The sequence below is a fragment of the Nitrincola tibetensis genome (assembly GCF_003284585.1).
GTDB classification, from domain to species: Bacteria; Pseudomonadota; Gammaproteobacteria; order Pseudomonadales; family Balneatricaceae; genus Nitrincola; species Nitrincola tibetensis.
Genome location: NZ_QKRX01000009.1, coordinates 1 through 16667 on the forward strand (window position 1 = coordinate 1; position 16667 = coordinate 16667).

A 16667-nucleotide genomic window follows, 5' to 3' on the forward strand; every position below is an offset into this window, starting at 1 on the left:
GGCGGCAATAACTTACTCAAGATCGCTTGTTTACGTTCTTCACTATAACTTGGCACGAAAAAGCCTTAGCGCCCCAACTGGTTAAATTTTAAGTAGTGACAACTATCCTGCCAGAGGGGGCCTCATTCAGGTGCGCCGTAGGCGTCACCTGGAATGACTTGTTAGCAGGACTTGTTAAGTATAATAGATTTCAATTCGTCAGGTGTAATAGTATGTCCTTTTCGGTGTAACATTGAATGGCAATTTGGACATACTGGAATTAGATCCTGAACTGGATCAACTTTATATTCCTTTTTTATTTCTGATAATGGCACTATGTGATGAACATGGATAAACTCCTTGCCACGTTCACCATAGGTTTTTTCAAAGTCAAACCCACAAATCTTGCATAGGTACCCATATTCATCTAAACAAGCCTGACGTGCTTGAGGGTCTCTTTCATATGCATTAACTGTTATAGTTTTTTTTGCTCCCTCAAAAATTGAGCTTCCACTTCCAGTAGTTTCTTTACTTTGGGTAACTTCTATTTTAACAGCTTTAAAAATATCGCCCTCAACTACCAATTTTCTTTTTTCTATTAATGGATTAAATCCATTGGCTAATGTCTCACCTTTTTTATTCTTCTTAGTTTTAGTCTCAAAAACTAAAAGATCGTATCCATCATTTATTATTTTATGTATATGTTTTAAAGAGTGTGAATAACCATTTCTCGACCATGAAGGACTTAGAATCACATCCCCATTTTCTGCATTCAAACTAAAAAGAATCTGCTTTTTTGAGTCATTACAATATGAGTATTTACCTTGAGTTGATTGAAATGAGAGACCCATAACTCGATTAACAAATTCTGTTCGTGTTTCGTTTGACATTTTAATCCTTATTTACACACAAATATTATGAATGGAGTGCGGACAAATTAGATCCAGCTAACGAGCCTGTCGGATTAGACATTTTGAAATCAAAATACCCAGCGTCAACAGCCCACCCTTTACTATAATCTTTATTTACCGCCCAAATCGATGATCTGAATCACCTATTCAAACAACCTACACTCAATAACTGATGGGCTCAAGGTTACTTTATCCGCAACTCTTGTACTTCATCTCACTGTTGCCCCTGTGTCGCTATTTTTTCATGCCGATACCATTAAAAACTACAATCAATTTATTGAATCCAACAACAGGTTCAGTGACAGTGTAAGGAAGTTCTAATGGCACAGCTTTTTATCTACTAACAAAACCCACGCTACCGCCCTACCCGTGATCCATCACAGCATCCAAAGATCCCAACAAAATATCAAACACTCATCCCTAAAAAACGCTACCAATCACTTGATCCTAATACAGTTAATCAAAAATAACTATTCAAAATATATGATTAACACCAAAGGCCAAGCATCTACCCCAATGAATTTAAGCACACCCTAATCAAAAATCCAGAAAACACCGATGCGCTCAACGGAAGAGGTGTGTTGTCGCCACTCAAGACCATCGGTCGCCATGGATGGCGACAGTGAGGCTCCAGGGATGGATTCACGCCGTGTCTGGAGTGGTGATGACACACCTCTGACCTCAGCCCCCCAACCTCAACATCCGCCCCCCAATGTCCGAAAGACATCCCCCACCAATGAGCAAGACTTTCCACCCCAACCCTTGTAATTTCCCACATCACCCCTATATCAGAGCACATGAATACACCCAACGCACCATACAAGGGTGAGTCTTAACCACAAATTTTGAGAAACATTATGTCTGAAGCCTACGTGGTCACCTGCCCCCACTGCCATCGAAAAAACAAACTGCCCGCCTCACGTCTTAACGACGCACCCAACTGCGGCGCCTGCAAACAAGCACTCTTCGAAGGCAAGCCCTTAAATCTCAACAGCCAGAATTTTGATGCACACATCAGTGCAGACTTACCCGTACTCGTCGACTTCTGGGCACCCTGGTGTGGCCCCTGTCGTCAATTTGCACCGATCTTTGAACAAGCCGCCAAACATGAAGAACCGGGATTACGCTGTGTGAAAGTCGATACCGAAGCCGAACCCATGCTGGGATCTCGCTTTGGGATACGCAGCATTCCGACATTAGTGATGTTTAAGCAGGGAAAAGAAGTGGCGCGCCTATCAGGGGCTTTACCGCCCTCTGAATTGGCACGCTGGATACAGCAGGTACTTAGCTAGCAGACTCATCCGAAGCCGCTTTCGCATCACGCTCAGCGGCTTTACGTTTCTGCTGATTTAAACGACGAATCTTATCCGCCAATGGCCCAGTATTATGAGCACCCCGGCGACCCGCCGCTGCCGCTTTCGCCTCTTTCTCAGCCTCTAAACGTGCCTTCTCATACACTGAAGCCTGCTTCTTACGCTCTTTAATCGCTTTGCTGCGACGACTCTCGTAACTTTCTGGATCAGCCAAACGCTCTTGCTTACGAGGCGTAAAAACCAACTCGTCTTGATGCACTGCAGTGCGTCGTTTCTTTTCGCGTGTCATAGTTTACCTTCTGTATTTTCTTCAGCAGCTTCAAGTGCAGCCAATCGAGCCGCTTCTTCTTTCTCTTGCCACTCAGCGGGGGTTTCAAAGCTGATACGACCCAGTTTTCCGCCACGCATTTCGTTAATTAAAATTTCGGAGGCTTTATGTCGATCCACCACCCCTCCTGGTCGCAAACAACCACGCTTTCGACCGATCTCATCCAAAATTTGATCCGCATTATCGGGCAAATCAGTGATTTTATAACGCCCCATCAAACGACCCGCATAATGGTTCGCCATAAACTCTGCCGCAAACGCCGCCACCAACTCATGCTCAATGGCCGTGTCTTTAATTGCACCACTTACCGCCAAACGATAACCTGAATCGATATCCTCAATCTTAGGCCAAAGAATGCCCGGCGTATCTGATAACGCCATGCCATCTTGCACCGTATAACGCTTTTGATGACGCGTAATCGCAGGCTCGTTCCCTACCTTCGCCAATTTGCGCCCCATCATGGCATTCAATAAGGTGGACTTCCCCACATTCGGAATCCCCATGATCATCGCACGTACAGGCCGATCCGCTTTCGCACGCGCAGGCACCAACGACTTACACAAACTGCTAATGCGCTTAATTAACGCCTGATCGCCATGATCAAGACTAATCGCCTTGATGCCCTCTTGATCATTAAAATACGCCAACCAATCATCAGTGACCATTGGGTCCGCTAAATCTTGCTTATTCAACAACTTAAGCACTGGCTTACCCTTGCGTAGCTTTTCCACCAAAGGGTTTTCGCTAGAGCGCGGCAAACGCGCATCCAACACTTCAATTACAACATCGACCTCATCCATCACCTCTGCAATTTCTTTGCGGGCTTTATGCATGTGGCCAGGAAACCAGTTAATTCGACTCATGACGCTCTATGGATACTCTTCATTCAAGATAACGCCATTATACACGCCCTTGAAAAAGAACCTTGCTTAATTACTTAAAAAACAAAAAAACCAGCTTCGATTAAAAAGCTGGTTTTTTATCCGGTGTGACGCGTGTTTAGTTGAAGGTTAAATCACGATCACCCTGCTCATCACGGATACGCGTGGGCAAGCCCATCTCGTTCAGTAACTGCAAGAAAGGCTGCGGAGGCAACTCTTCAACGTTAACCATGGTACTCACGTCCCAATCACCCTTGGCGACCAGAATTGCTGCTGCAACTGCTGGAACACCCGCCGTGTACGAAATACCTTGACTGCCCACTTCATCGTAGGCAACTTTATGATCGGCCACGTTATAGATAAAGACCTCTTTATCCTGACCGTCCTTTTTACCCTTAACCAAATCGCCAATACAGGTTTTACCTGTGTAATCCGGCGCCAAGGAAGAAGGATCCGGCAACACCGCCTTAACCACTTTTAAAGGCACAACTTCTAAGCCCTCAGCCGTCACAATCGGTTGCTCCGACAAAAGACCTAAATTGTTCAATACGGTAAAGACATTAATGTAATGCTCACCAAAGCCCATCCAAAAGCGCACATTCGGCACCTTCAAATTTGCGGACAAAGAATGCACTTCATCATGCCCTGTCATATAAGAAGTTTGCACTCCTACCACAGGAAGATCGTCAGTACGCTTCACTTCAAACATTTTATTTGAAGTCCACTCGCTGTTCTGCCATGACCAAACCTGCCCTGTAAACTCGCGGAAGTTTATTTCAGGATCAAAGTTAGTCGCAAAATAACGACCATGACTGCCAGCATTAATATCGATGATATCGATCGAATCGATGCTGTCGAAATATTCACGATCCGCCAACGCTGCATACGCATTGACAACACCCGGATCAAACCCCACCCCTAAAATAGCAGTCACGCCCCTTTCTTTACACAAATCACGACGTTTCCATTCGTAATTAGCATACCAAGGAGGAGTTTCACAGATTTTTGCAGGATCTTCATGAATCGCCGTGTCCAGGTACGCAGCCCCTGTATCAATACAGGCACTTAGCACAGACATGTTGATGAAAGCCGATCCGACATTGATGACCAGTTGAGACTCAGTCTCTACAATCAGCGCCTTAGTCGCTTCAATATCCAATGCGTTTAAAGCATAGGCGTTAAGACTACCCTGCACTTTCATGCTGCCCTTTTCTAACACACTGGCAATAATATGCTCACATTTTTCAATGTTTCGGGAAGCAATCGCTATATTTCCCAAAATATCGTTATGTTGCGCACATTTATGAGCCACTACTTGGGCCACACCTCCAGCACCAATAATCAGAACATTTTTTTTCATTTCTTTCCTCAACTCCACTTTTTAACATGGGCCGAACAATTAACCCCTCTTAACAACTAAGAGAGGTTCTGGACAAAGTCGTCGAAGGTAAACTCCCTGATCAGCTCAACGCGGCCATCCAACTGGCGTACTGCGATTGATGGCATTTGCACGCCATTAAACCAATTCTTTTTCACCATTGTGTAACCAGCGGCATCGATAAAAGATAAACGATCACCCGCTTTCAGCGGCGCATCAAATCTAAACGTACCAAAAATATCGCCCGCCAAGCAGGACTTACCGCACACCATGTACTCGTGCTCACCTTCACAGGGTGCCATCTTGGCGCTTTGCTGGTAAATCAACAAATCTAACATATGCGCTTCGATGGAGCTGTCTACCACCGCCAGGTTCTTACCATTAAATAGAGTATCGAGCACCGTGACTTCCAAAGTGGTCGATAAGGTAATCGCCGCCTCACCTGGTTCTAAATACACCTGCACACCAAAGGTTTGTGCAAACTGCTTTAACCGTGCGCAAAAGGCATCAACTGGATAACCTTCACCCGTAAAGTGAATGCCGCCACCTAAGCTAACCCACTCAACTTTATGCAAAAGATGACCAAACGTCGCTTCTATTTGCGTCAGCATTTCGTCAAAGCGATTGAAGTCGTCATTTTCGCAGTTATTGTGGAACATGAAGCCAGAGATCTGGTCGATCACACCTTCAATTTTGACAGGATCCCACTCACCCAGACGGCTAAATGGCCGTGCAGGGTCAGCAATAATAAATTCAGAGGTGCTCACACGCGGATTCACACGCAGGCCACGCACATGATTAGAAGACGCTTCAGAAAAGCGCTGTAACTGACTGATAGAATTAAAAATAATCTTATCAGAGCACGCCAAAACCTGCTCTATTTCATCATCGGCATAGGCCACACTGTAGGCATGTGTTTCTTTACCAAACTTTTCTTTGCCTAAGCGCACTTCAAACAGTGACGACGAGGTAGTGCCGTCCATGTACTCGCGCATCAGATCAAAAACCGACCAAGTCGCGAAACATTTCAACGCCAATAGCGCCTTTGCACCGGAATGCTCACGCACATACGCGATCTTTTCCAGATTGCGCAATAAACTTGCCTTATCGATAAGGTAATAGGGGGTTTTGATCATGTCAGCTCCTCGTACCCTGTAATCTGGTCAGTAGACGGATAGCCCTACAGCCAATAAAACGCGCGATTATAGTGGAAAGCTTTCTATTCTTCGAGGAAAACTCTCAATTAGCGCATAAAAAACCCTAGCACAAGGCTAGGGTTTTTATATGACATTAACATGACAACCGAAATGAATTAGTTTGCAGCGGCGCGAGCGGCATCAACCCAAGCATCAAACGTCGCCTGATGCGCTGCAATCCATGACTGTGCATGACGCTCAATCTGTGCAGGGCTGTCTTCGCCATTACGAACCAGCATATTTTGTGCACTGACATCATTCACAGGCAGACTCATCACCTCAAACAGCTTAGCGGCTGCAGGATTGGCTTCGGCCCAGGCTTTGTTCGCAACGATACGCATCGAGTTAATATCGAAGCCATAGTTACGACCATTCGGCAGCTCGGTGTCGGTGTCATTTGGGTTTGCCGAGAAAGGCACTTCTAACCAGACAACATCGGTACCCGGAACAAGAATGCCCGATACCCAGTAAGGCGTCCAAGTGTAATATAAAATCGGCTCGCCTTGCTCATAACGCGTGATCGTATCGGAGATAATCGCCGCATAGGAGCCTTGATTATGGTTGATTTTGTCTCGGAGATCATACGCATCTAAATGATGCTCGATCACCCCTTCACAACCCCAACCCGCCTGACAGCCAGTTAAGTCTGCTTTTCCATCGCCATTATTATCAAACAAAGCTCTAATCTCAGGCTTGGCAAAGTCGGCGATATTGGTGATGTTATGTTCTTCGGCGGTTTTCTTATCGATCAAGTACCCTTGTGCCGCGCCCTGCACATAATGCCCTGCACGATAAAATGCGTCATCGCTGCCCGCATTTTCATACATCGTATTATGCAAAGGGAACCAGTTCACCGCTGTATAGGTCGCATCACCATTGGCGATGGCCGTATAACCTGCGCTGTAATCCACCTCCTGAATGGGTTTAACATCGTAGCCTAACGCTTTAAGCGCTTCGTTCACGATAACCGTCTGAAAGGCCTCTTCCGCAATAGGGCTGTGAACAGCTTGGACACTGACACCACTGCCCGGCTGAGCCATTGCAAAGCCAGAAACGCTCAACAGACTGGTGAACAACAAGGTATGTTGGGTTCTTTTACTTAGCATTCTATTCTCCTTGGAGTTTGATAATACCTAGGTTTTAGACTGGGTTTTGAATTGGCGATAAATCCAACCGATAGGGCCTGATTCATACCAGTGTCGTGTTCCGCGCTCACGCGCATCTCGTCCTAGAGACTGTGTCATCCGATCCAAAAGAATGGCCAAGATAACAATCCCAAGTCCCCCTACAGTGGCAAGCCCAACATCGAGTCGGCCAATGCCACGCAACACCATCAGGCCGAGGCCCGGCACTGCAATCATTGAGGCAATCACCACCATCGACAGTGACAACATCAGCGTTTGATTCACACCCGCCATAATGGTTGGCACCGCTAAGGGCAACTGGACACGGTAAAGAATCTGTCGACGGCTGGCACCAAAGGCACGCGAGGCTTCAATCAAATCGGCCGGGACCTGCTTTATGCCTAGATGCGTTAAGCGAATAAGCGGCGGCATGGCGAAGATAATGGTGACAATGACACCCGGCACTCGCCCGATACCAAACAGCATCACGATAGGGACCAAATACACAAAGGCGGGCGTGGTCTGCATCGCATCCAAGATTGGCCTTAAGGCCCGTGCAACCCCCTCACTGCGTGACATTAAGATTCCAGTGGGAATCCCAATTAACAAGCAAAAGAAAACAGAGGTTAGCACCAGGGCCAAAGTGATCATGGATTCATCCCAGACACTCATGGCACCCAGAAACACCAGCGAAACAATGCCGCCAAGGGCTAAGCGCCAGCCAGATACTTGCCAACACACCAGCGCAAAGAGTGCAATCACCACAAACGGATGAACACTGGTAAGCGCGAGGGTGAAGATTTCGAGCATCCAGTCAACAGGCTGTTTTGCGATATCGAAAAAGCCACGAAAATTCTCAACGAGATGCTTAACGCCTGTATTGACCAAACTGCGCAGGTCAAACCATTCGACTAGGAAGGGATCCGTCCATGAGTTGGTGATCGGTGCCTGCTCAGCGGATGAGGTCAACCAACTTGAACCGGACGCTTGCTCCTGACCACTGGGCGCATTGCCCCAAGGGTCTGAGGCCATGGACCTGTCTTCGGGAGGCGCTGCACTTGACCAAGGGTCTGTCGTTTCGGTAGTGGTGGTCATGGAGTTGTGTCCTCTTCTCTATCCAGCGCTTGCAACAACTGCGCTCGGGTAATCAGACCTAGGTATTTTTGGTTATCATCGACAACTGGCACGGCACAGGGTGCTTGCGCAATAACAGAGATAATTTCACTTAATGAAGAGTCTGCCTTGACGATCGGCAAGTCTAATAAGCAGGCGTTCATCAATGACTTACCTGACTTTTCAGCCGACCAGAGTGACGCAAGGCTCACAACGCCTTCGAAACGCCCCTCTTTATCCACGACATAACCAAAATCACGATCAGCATCTTGTAACTGTGCAATGGCCGCCGCAACACCTCCTTCAAGGGTTTTACGGATTATGGTCGATTGCTTGCGACGGCAAATGTCTTTGGCGGTAAACACCTGAGACACATTCACCCCTTGAAAAAAGGATCGAACATAATCGTTGGCGGGATTATGCAAGATATCATCGGGCGTCCCAACCTGAACCACTTCTCCGCCTTGCATAATGGCGATGCGATCACCTATGCGCATGGCTTCGTCCAGATCATGCGAAATAAAGACAATGGTGCGCTGATACTTGGCTTGCAATTGAACCAGCTCATCCTGCATACCTGTGCGGATTAGCGGATCCAGCGCTGAAAAGGCTTCGTCCATGAGCAACACTTCAGGGTCGATGGCCAAGGCACGTGCCAAGCCTACACGTTGCTGCATCCCACCGGACAATTCATCTGGGTAGGCATGCAGATGCGACTCAAGCCCTACTTGCTGCAAGGCTTGCATGGCTTTTTCATGGCGTTCGCTAACGGGCACGCCTGCGAGTTCCAAGCCAAATGCTGTGTTTTCCAACACGGACAAATGCGGCATCAAGGCAAACGACTGAAACACCATGCTGATTTTCTTGAGACGAACTTGGCGCAATGCCTCGTCTGACATGGCGGCAATGTTTTCGCCATCGAGCAATACTTGACCTGCGCTGGGTTCAATCAGACGATTAAGCAAACGCACCAAGGTTGATTTTCCGGAGCCGGATAAACCCATAATGACGAATATTTCGCCAGTATGAATTTGAAGAGAGACATCTTTAACGCCGAGTGTCATTCCCGTCTCGGCGAAAATTTGGTCTTTATCGATGCCCTGCTTTGCCATTTCAATGGCTTTCTTTGGCTCATCACCAAAGACTTTGTATAGATTTTTAACTTCGAGTTTTGTGCTCACTCGCCAACCTTAGGTTTAGTTAATATCAAGCCTCACAATATATTGCATTGCAAAGCACTCATTTAACCTACCTGATTTCCAACAAAAAAGCAAAAAAAAGCCCAGGAGAACCTGAGCCTTGACATTCAAATTAAATAGGAAGGATCTATAACGGAATTCATTAAGGGATTAAAGCGATGGTTCCTTAAGTAGCAAATGATCGAAGGCATCTTTTGTTTCATCGTAATGCAATACATAAGCCAATGTAATTGAACTATCACCACGACCAATCACTTTCAGCGTTCCTGTATTCATTAGCTTTCCTATTAAGCTCTGCTCCAATAAAACGCCATCAACTGAGCGCAGATAAAGCTCTTGCTTGCGTTGAAACAGCAAGCCAGAACGATTCGTTAGCCGGTAGTTTGTCACCTCATCGCGCAAGGTCAGTGGGTGCAACAACCGAGAAACGGCTTTTATAAAAAACCAGACAGCGACGGCCAAAATCGCAAGACTCACCCAGAGCGCAGGTATACCAAAGCCAGCACCAAAGTACTCGCTCACGATATCACGGTACCACTCAATAACCGCCCAGTTATCCCAAAAAGGCTGTGCGCTGTTCGCGTTTTGCGATAATAAATAGAACACAACCGCAATAAACAGACGCACCAAACCCGCTAGGTAAATTAGCGGATGACGCTTAATGACTAGGCGTGTGACTTCATTTTCTAACATAATGGCGATCTCCCTGACGCATTGAAAAGAAATGGGGTTTTACGTGTTTACGTGAGTGTGACACAACACAAGTACTAAAGTTTAACATGTAACTATGGCAATTTATCGCACATTGAACAGATTCGCTGCCGTAGCCGTGACTGAACAGCTGCGTGGATTTAGTCCTTACCCAACCGAACCACTGAGCGCAATTTATAACTGGAACCTGGATGCGTCAACAGTGCGAAGCTGATCAAACGCTCTCCAGACCAAGTTCGACGACTCACTTGCAGGCATGGCATTGTCGCTTCCACCTTCAGGTACGCCTGCACCCTTTCGTCGGGCAGTACCGCTTCAACAATATGCTCAATGTCAGTTGCTGGGCAGGTTGCAGACAAATACTGGTTGGGGGTTTGCGCTAAAAAATCTTGCTCTAAATAATGAGGGACAAGATCGGCCGACACGTAGCGGTCTTCAAGCTGGATCGGGACTGAGTTTTCTTTATGAAGTATTAGGGAATGATAAACGCGACTGCCCGCCATGACACCTAAACGCATGGCCACCCATTCTGAGGCCAACACTGCCTCAAGTTTTATCACGTCACAGGAGTAGACATGCCCTCTTAGTTGAACCTCCTCGGCAATGTTGCGTATGTCAGTCAAAGGAGATTCCGCTTTAGCATCTGAAACAAAGGTACCAAGTCCTGGATAACGAACCAGCAGCCCCTCTTGTACCAAATCCCTTAACGCCTTATTGACGGTCATACGACTGACGGAGAATTGAGCCTGCAACACAGCCTCTGTGGGAATACGATCACCAGACACAAACTGCTTAGCTCGAATGGCGTCCGAAATGTATTGTCTAATCTGCTGATAACGCGGTTGTCTATCCACTCAAGTTCATCCCACTTAACTAAGGGCTCAAATTGTAAAGACAATATCCCTCTTAAACAATTGCGACAGACGTCACAGCTAGTCAACAAGGCGGGCATGCGACTAAAGCACACCCACCCATATCATCATGATCGCTGACTTAAAAGCTTGGCAACAAACCGTGGGTTGCGTAGCCATTAAATGCACCTTGTTTTACCAATTGCTTGGCTTTTTCTATGTCGGGTGCAAAATAACGATCTTTATCGTAGAAGCTCACCTGATTACGCAGCACGGTTTTTGCAGACTCAATGAGCTCGCTCGATTTTAAGGGTGCACGGAAATCCAATCCCTGAGCCGCCGACAGCATTTCGATGGCCAGTATTCCGCTGGTGTTGTCGGCCATCTCGATTAACCGACGCGCCGCAAAAGTCGCCATAGATACATGATCTTCCTGATTTGCGGATGTCGGCATGCTGTCAACAGACGCCGGATGCGCCATGCTCTTGTTTTCGGATGCCAGTGCCGCTGCAGTGACCTGTGCAATCATAAAGCCTGAGTTAACGCCGCCATTGTTGACCAAAAACGGAGGCAGCTTGCTTAAATGAGTGTCAATCAAAAGCGCCATGCGTCGCTCGGATAAAGCACCGATTTCAGCCAAGGCCAAGGCCAAGTTATCCGCCGCCATGGCAACGGGTTCGGCATGGAAGTTACCGCCCGAGATAAATTCATTCTGGTCGGCAAAGACCAGCGGATTATCAGAGACAGCATTTGCTTCGGTCAACAACACCCGAGCCGAGTTGCGAATTTGCTGCAAACAGGCCCCCATGACTTGTGGCTGGCAGCGCAAGGAATAAGGATCCTGTACTTTTTCACACTGGGTATGGGAGTTGCCCACTTCTGAAGACTCACCCAACAAATAACGATAGGCAGCGGCCGTGTCAATTTGTTCTTGATGGCCTCTTACTTCGTGGATGCGGGCATCAAATGGGCGACGGCTGCCCAATGCCGCTTCAACCGAGAAGGTGCCCGCCACGATAGCGGCCGCGAACAAATCCTCTCCCGCAAACAAACCCTGCAAGGCAAAGGCGGTGGAAGCTTGCGTGCCATTTAGCAACGCTAGACCTTCCTTAGGGGCCAGCGTTATCGGCTTGAGTCCGGCGATCGCCAAACCTTCTGCACCGCTCATACGACGACCTTGATAATGAACCTCACCCTCACCTAACAGAACGGTACTCATGTGTGCCAAGGGCGCCAAATCACCAGAGGCACCCACCGATCCTTTTTGCGGAACACAGGGGTAAACTTCAGCATTCACCAACTGAATCAACGCATCAATCACCTCATTGCGAATGCCAGAGAAGCCTCTTGCCAACGAGTTGATTTTGAGGACCATCATTAGGCGAACTGTGGAGTCGTCCATCATGTTACCGGTGCCTGCAGCATGGGATAAAACGATACTGCGCTGCAAAAGCTCTAAGTCTTTGGGTGCGATACGCGTGTTGGCCAGCAGACCAAAGCCTGTATTAATTCCATACACAACTCGATCTTCAGCGATAACGCGCTGAACAGCCGCATGGCTTTGATCGATTAGCTCTCGACAGCTAGGATCAAGTGACAGCGCAACAGGTTCTAAATTAACGCGACGCAAATCAGCCAGCGTCATTTTTCCAGGTTGAATCATTAAGTTAAACATAGTGTATCTATCCTATTCGGTTATCTAAGAGAGGGAGATCGCCCCTCTCCGTCATGGACTTAATCTTTCAACATGGGCAGATCGAGCCCTTGTTCCCGCGCGCACTGTTTAGCAATGTCATATCCGGCATCGGCATGACGCATCACGCCCGTGCCTGGGTCGTTGCGCAAAACTCTTGCTAAGCGTCGATGGGCGGCATCGCTACCGTCCGCAACAATGACCACACCCGAATGCTGACTAAAGCCCATGCCCACGCCGCCGCCATGATGCAGAGACACCCAAGTAGCACCGCCCGCGGTATTCAAGAGCGCATTTAACAACGGCCAGTCGGATACAGCATCCGACCCATCTAGCATTGATTCGGTTTCACGGTTTGGACTGGCGACAGATCCTGAGTCCAGATGGTCTCGGCCGATCACGATAGGCGCTTTTAGCTCCCCCGTCTTGACCATTTCATTAAAGGCCAGCGCCAAGCGCGCACGATCTTTTAATCCTACCCAGCAAATTCGTGCAGGAACGCCCTGAAAAGAAATGCGCTCGCGTGCCATATCCAACCAATTGTGCAAGTGTGGATCGTCTGGGATCAACTCTTTCACTTTTTGGTCGGTTTTATAAATATCTTCAGGATCGCCAGACAAGGCAGCCCAACGGAAAGGCCCTATTCCTTGACAGAACAAAGGACGAATATAAGCAGGCACAAACCCTGGGAAATCAAATGCATTCTCAACGCCCTTTTCAAAGGCCATTTGACGGATGTTGTTGCCATAGTCCGTTGTGGGTGCACCTTTTGCTTGCAAGGCCAGCATGGCTCTTACTTGAATCGCCATGGATTCTTTGGCAGCATCGACAACCGCTTTTGGATCAGTTTCTCTTAGGGCTTTTGCCTGCTCCAAGGTCCAACCTTTTGGCAAATAGCCATTCAGCGGATCATGGGCACTTGTCTGATCGGTAACGACATCAGGGATGAGGTTACGCTCAACAATTTCGGGATAGATATCCGCGCAGTTACCCAATAGCCCGATAGAAGTGGGCACGCCGGATTGCTTAGCTTCCTCAAGTTGCTGCAAGGCTTCATCAAGTGAATAGGCTTTTTTATCGACATAGCCTGTTCTGATTCTAAAGTCGATTCGGGTTTCATCACACTCAACTGCAATGCAATGAAAACCAGCCATCGTCGCCGCCAAAGGTTGAGCACCGCCCATGCCTCCTAGCCCGCCTGTTAAGACCCAACGACCTTGTGTGTCGCCTTGATAATGCTGTTTAGCCATGGCGACAAAGGTCTCGTAGGTACCTTGCACTATCCCTTGTGAGCCTATGTAGATCCAAGAGCCGGCCGTCATCTGCCCATACATCATCAGACCCTTGCGATCCAACTCGTTGAAGTGCTCCCAAGTGGCCCAATGTGGCACTAGGTTAGAGTTGGCAATCAAGACACGCGGCGCATCTGCATGAGTTTGGAACACACCCACAGGCTTACCTGATTGCACCAACAGCGTTTGATCGTCTTCTAAGCGCTTAAGCACCTCGACAATTTTATCAAAGCATTCCCAATCGCGTGCGGCACGGCCAATACCACCATACACGACCAAATCTTCAGGGCGCTCTGCGACATCTGGATGCAAATTATTCATTAACATGCGCAAAGCAGCTTCTGTTAACCAACTTTTACATTGAAGTTCTGTCCCAACAGGCGCCTTGATGACACGGGAGGGGTCATGTCGATTTGCGTTCATTAGCCTTATCCTCTTGTTATAGTATAAAACAGACGTGCCGCGACACGCGCTGTATGGTTGTCAATATCATATGTGGGGTTGTATTCGGCGATGTCTGCCACAGCAAGCTTGCCTGTTGCTTTAATCCCGTCGATTAACGACTCAATTACCTCAACGCTGACTCCGCGTGGTGCAGGCGCACTCACACCCGGCGCGACGGCTGCCGGAAAGACATCTAAATCAATGGTTAAATAAATCAGATCGCAAGCCTCCATGAAGCTTGCCAATTGCGCACTTGCGGACGGCAAATCCAGCAGCGTCAGGGCTTTATCCTTGCGCACGCATACGTTCAATGCATCTGCCCGCTCGAAGAGCGCTAGCGTATTGGCCGTTTCACTCACACCAAAACAGGCGTAATGAAAATCGATATTGCGTGCGTTACAGGCCTCGGCGATTTGATAAAAAGGCGTGCCCGAACTGCTCTGCTCGGCTTTTCGCAAGTCAAAATGCGCATCAAAATTAATAATGCCGATTGTAGGTCGCACGGAGTGATCGGCGATTGTGCGCTCAAGATGGGTCACTAAACCTAGCCAAGAACCATAGGCCACTTCATGCCCACCCCCTAAAATAAAAGGGAAGCCACGATGCGCTAACACCAGTGCCACCTGTTCGGCTAAGGCAAGGTGTGCTGCTTCCAATTGCCCATCTTGGCAGTCGATGTTACCAGCGTCGTATACAGGCAGGTTGGCCTGCCAAGGCAATTGACTCAAGTAACGGCGTAACTGATTGGGCGCTTGCGCGGCTCCAATGCGCCCTTGGTTTCGCTTCACGCCCTCATCTGAACAAAAGCCGATGACGACAACGCCGTCAGAGGAAGACTGCCCTGAGGGTGCAAATGGCTGAACACATTGATGCAAGCGCAGTGATAGCTCAGGCACTTCTTCACGATCGATACGTCCAGACCATGCCTCTTTCATAAATGACTCATGCATGGCTAACCTCTCCATTAAAAATACGCTGATACACGGCTCTTACCCCACATTGATACGCCAAATCGGCGGGATGCTGCACATCCCAAACCACAAAGTCAGCTAAGAAACCGGGCCGCAATTGGCCTAAATTCTCCCCCATTCCCAGTGCCGACGCTGCATGGCGTGTAACCCCCGCCAAGGCTTCTTCTGGCGTTAAACGAAACAAGGTACAGGCCATATTCATGGCTAAACGCAAGGAAGCAAAGGGAGATGTACCGGGGTTTAGATCCGTTGCCACCACCATGGGCACTTGATGCTTGCGCAACAGTTCAATCGGCGGCAGGCGTGTTTCTCGCAGGAAGTAAAAGGCGCCTGGCAGCAGCGTCGCTTGGGTCTTGGCCGCTTTCATGGCCTCAACACCCTCTTCGTCAAGCCACTCTAAATGATCGGCCGACCAAGCCCCATACCGCGCAGCAAGTGCGGCTCCGTGTTGCTGGGATAGCTGCTCTGCATGAATATGAATACCCAAACCATAGGTGTTGGCAACTTGAAAAAGGCGCTCACTCTGTGCCGCACTAAAGCCAATGGATTCACAAAATACATCAACCGCATCAACGAGACCTTCGGCAACGGCTAGAGGTAAAAGCTCATCACAGATAAAATCGATATAGTCATCCGAACGATCTTTATATTCAGGTGGAAGTGCGTGCGCGGCTAAAAGCGTTGTTGAAATACGAACAGGAAAAATTTGAGCCAAGTGCCGCGCCACTCTCAAAAGCTTTAACTCTGTTTCTAAATCCAGACCATAACCCGATTTAATTTCAACACAGGTTACACCTTCGGCCATTAAGGCCTGTAAGCGCGGTGCAGATTCTGCCACCAACTGCTCAAAACTAGCAGCACGCGTTTGCTGTACACTTGAAAGAATCCCACCACCCGCCTTGGCAATTTCCGCATAGGTGGCACCTTGCAAACGCATTTCAAATTCTTTCGCACGGCTACCTGAGTAAACCAGATGCGTGTGTGCATCAATCAAACCTGGGCTGATCCAGCGACCTTGCACATCCTGTACATCCAGTCCTTGCAGCGCTTCGACAGCTAGGCTGGACATGGACTCAACATGTGTAATACGCCCGTCTCGCACGCCAATGAAAGCGTCACTCAGAACACCATAGGGCTCTGTCGAGTCAATGCTTTGGGTTGCAATAGTGGCATTAATCCAAACCCTGTCGCAGGTGCTGAGGTCAACCATAATTTATCTCTCTGCAAGTCGTTATAAAACTCGAAACATGTAATGTATATATTTGTATATACATTAATAGATA

General features: G+C 48.1%; 16 protein-coding genes. 2 read left to right on the forward strand and 14 right to left on the reverse strand.

Annotation, left to right across the window (positions count from 1 at the left end):
* Window positions 1-161: 161 nt before the first annotated feature.
* Window positions 162-869 carry an HNH endonuclease gene (locus DN062_RS12190; protein ID WP_112159607.1) on the reverse strand — a complete coding sequence of 236 codons (708 nt, stop codon included), beginning with the start codon at window positions 867-869 and terminating at the stop codon, window positions 162-164.
* Window positions 870-1448: 579 nt separating this feature from the next.
* Here DN062_RS12190 and DN062_RS18480 point away from each other — a divergent pair.
* Together DN062_RS18480 and trxC are read left to right on the forward strand one after the other, a co-directional pair.
* The gene (locus tag DN062_RS18480) at window positions 1449-1658 is read left to right on the forward strand and encodes a hypothetical protein (RefSeq protein WP_133256760.1); all 210 of its coding nucleotides are present in this window, start codon (window positions 1449-1451) and stop codon (window positions 1656-1658) included.
* A gap of 89 nt (window positions 1659-1747) precedes the next feature.
* Entirely contained in the window at window positions 1748-2182 is a 435-nt protein-coding gene (gene trxC / locus DN062_RS12195; protein WP_112159608.1) for a thioredoxin TrxC, read from the forward strand.
* Here trxC and DN062_RS12200 read toward each other — a convergent pair.
* The 13 genes from DN062_RS12200 to hutI form a co-directional block, all read right to left on the reverse strand.
* Window positions 2175-2492 (reverse strand): hypothetical protein, encoded by a 318-nt coding sequence (locus tag DN062_RS12200; RefSeq protein ID WP_112159609.1) that lies wholly within the window; start codon window positions 2490-2492, stop codon window positions 2175-2177. The two genes, trxC and DN062_RS12200, sit on opposite strands and share 8 nt — an antisense overlap.
* On the reverse strand, window positions 2489-3394 hold the full coding sequence (gene ylqF / locus DN062_RS12205; protein ID WP_112159610.1) for a ribosome biogenesis GTPase YlqF: 906 nt from the start codon (window positions 3392-3394) through the stop codon (window positions 2489-2491). The genes DN062_RS12200 and ylqF overlap by 4 nt, the downstream gene beginning before the upstream one ends.
* Before the next feature lie 136 nt (window positions 3395-3530).
* Window positions 3531-4772: a saccharopine dehydrogenase family protein gene (locus tag DN062_RS12210; RefSeq protein WP_112159611.1), complete on the reverse strand. Its 1242-nt coding sequence runs from the start codon at window positions 4770-4772 to the stop codon at window positions 3531-3533.
* Window positions 4773-4828: 56 nt separating this feature from the next.
* Window positions 4829-5926 carry a carboxynorspermidine decarboxylase gene (locus DN062_RS12215; protein ID WP_112159612.1) on the reverse strand — a complete coding sequence of 366 codons (1098 nt, stop codon included), beginning with the start codon at window positions 5924-5926 and terminating at the stop codon, window positions 4829-4831.
* 176 nt (window positions 5927-6102) lie between these two features.
* A complete protein-coding gene (gene proX / locus DN062_RS12220) occupies window positions 6103-7092 on the reverse strand; it encodes a glycine betaine/L-proline ABC transporter substrate-binding protein ProX (RefSeq protein WP_112159613.1) in 990 nt (329 codons plus the stop codon).
* A gap of 27 nt (window positions 7093-7119) precedes the next feature.
* Entirely contained in the window at window positions 7120-8205 is a 1086-nt protein-coding gene (gene proW, locus DN062_RS12225; protein WP_112159614.1) for a glycine betaine/L-proline ABC transporter permease ProW, read from the reverse strand.
* Window positions 8202-9404 (reverse strand): glycine betaine/L-proline ABC transporter ATP-binding protein ProV, encoded by a 1203-nt coding sequence (gene proV, locus DN062_RS12230; protein WP_112159615.1) that lies wholly within the window; start codon window positions 9402-9404, stop codon window positions 8202-8204. The genes proW and proV overlap by 4 nt, the downstream gene beginning before the upstream one ends.
* Window positions 9405-9572: 168 nt before the next feature.
* Window positions 9573-10115 carry a PH domain-containing protein gene (locus DN062_RS12235; protein WP_112159616.1) on the reverse strand — a complete coding sequence of 181 codons (543 nt, stop codon included), beginning with the start codon at window positions 10113-10115 and terminating at the stop codon, window positions 9573-9575.
* Window positions 10116-10273: 158 nt separating this feature from the next.
* Window positions 10274-10987, reverse strand: coding sequence for a histidine utilization repressor (gene hutC / locus DN062_RS12240; RefSeq protein ID WP_112159617.1), 714 nt, complete (start codon window positions 10985-10987; stop codon window positions 10274-10276).
* Between the two features lie 139 nt (window positions 10988-11126).
* Window positions 11127-12659 carry a histidine ammonia-lyase gene (gene hutH / locus DN062_RS12245; protein WP_112159618.1) on the reverse strand — a complete coding sequence of 511 codons (1533 nt, stop codon included), beginning with the start codon at window positions 12657-12659 and terminating at the stop codon, window positions 11127-11129.
* Window positions 12660-12718: 59 nt separating this feature from the next.
* Window positions 12719-14392 (reverse strand): urocanate hydratase, encoded by a 1674-nt coding sequence (gene hutU, locus DN062_RS12250; RefSeq protein ID WP_112159619.1) that lies wholly within the window; start codon window positions 14390-14392, stop codon window positions 12719-12721.
* A 5-nt stretch (window positions 14393-14397) separates the two neighbouring features.
* Window positions 14398-15363, reverse strand: a complete 966-nt coding sequence (gene hutG, locus DN062_RS12255; protein WP_112159620.1) for a formimidoylglutamase — start codon at window positions 15361-15363, stop codon at window positions 14398-14400.
* A complete protein-coding gene (gene hutI, locus DN062_RS12260) occupies window positions 15356-16594 on the reverse strand; it encodes an imidazolonepropionase (RefSeq protein WP_205126725.1) in 1239 nt (412 codons plus the stop codon). The genes hutG and hutI overlap by 8 nt, the downstream gene beginning before the upstream one ends.
* Window positions 16595-16667: the final 73 nt, after the last annotated feature.

What these genes read in the sequence shown, in the direction of transcription:
- DN062_RS12190 (WP_112159607.1), bottom strand. Translation starts at nt 869, where the DNA reads ATGTCAAACGAAACACGAACAGAATTTGTTAATCGAGTTATGGGTCTC.
- DN062_RS18480 (WP_133256760.1), top strand. Translation starts at nt 1,449, where the DNA reads ATGCGCTCAACGGAAGAGGTGTGTTGTCGCCACTCAAGACCATCGGTC.
- trxC (WP_112159608.1), top strand. Translation starts at nt 1,748, where the DNA reads ATGTCTGAAGCCTACGTGGTCACCTGCCCCCACTGCCATCGAAAAAAC.
- DN062_RS12200 (WP_112159609.1), bottom strand. Translation starts at nt 2,492, where the DNA reads ATGACACGCGAAAAGAAACGACGCACTGCAGTGCATCAAGACGAGTTG.
- ylqF (WP_112159610.1), bottom strand. Translation starts at nt 3,394, where the DNA reads ATGAGTCGAATTAACTGGTTTCCTGGCCACATGCATAAAGCCCGCAAA.
- DN062_RS12210 (WP_112159611.1), bottom strand. Translation starts at nt 4,772, where the DNA reads ATGAAAAAAAATGTTCTGATTATTGGTGCTGGAGGTGTGGCCCAAGTA.
- DN062_RS12215 (WP_112159612.1), bottom strand. Translation starts at nt 5,926, where the DNA reads ATGATCAAAACCCCCTATTACCTTATCGATAAGGCAAGTTTATTGCGC.
- proX (WP_112159613.1), bottom strand. Translation starts at nt 7,092, where the DNA reads ATGCTAAGTAAAAGAACCCAACATACCTTGTTGTTCACCAGTCTGTTG.
- proW (WP_112159614.1), bottom strand. Translation starts at nt 8,205, where the DNA reads ATGACCACCACTACCGAAACGACAGACCCTTGGTCAAGTGCAGCGCCT.
- DN062_RS12235 (WP_112159616.1), bottom strand. Translation starts at nt 10,115, where the DNA reads ATGTTAGAAAATGAAGTCACACGCCTAGTCATTAAGCGTCATCCGCTA.
- hutH (WP_112159618.1), bottom strand. Translation starts at nt 12,659, where the DNA reads ATGTTTAACTTAATGATTCAACCTGGAAAAATGACGCTGGCTGATTTG.
- hutU (WP_112159619.1), bottom strand. Translation starts at nt 14,392, where the DNA reads ATGAACGCAAATCGACATGACCCCTCCCGTGTCATCAAGGCGCCTGTT.
- hutG (WP_112159620.1), bottom strand. Translation starts at nt 15,363, where the DNA reads ATGCATGAGTCATTTATGAAAGAGGCATGGTCTGGACGTATCGATCGT.
- hutI (WP_205126725.1), bottom strand. Translation starts at nt 16,594, where the DNA reads ATGGTTGACCTCAGCACCTGCGACAGGGTTTGGATTAATGCCACTATT.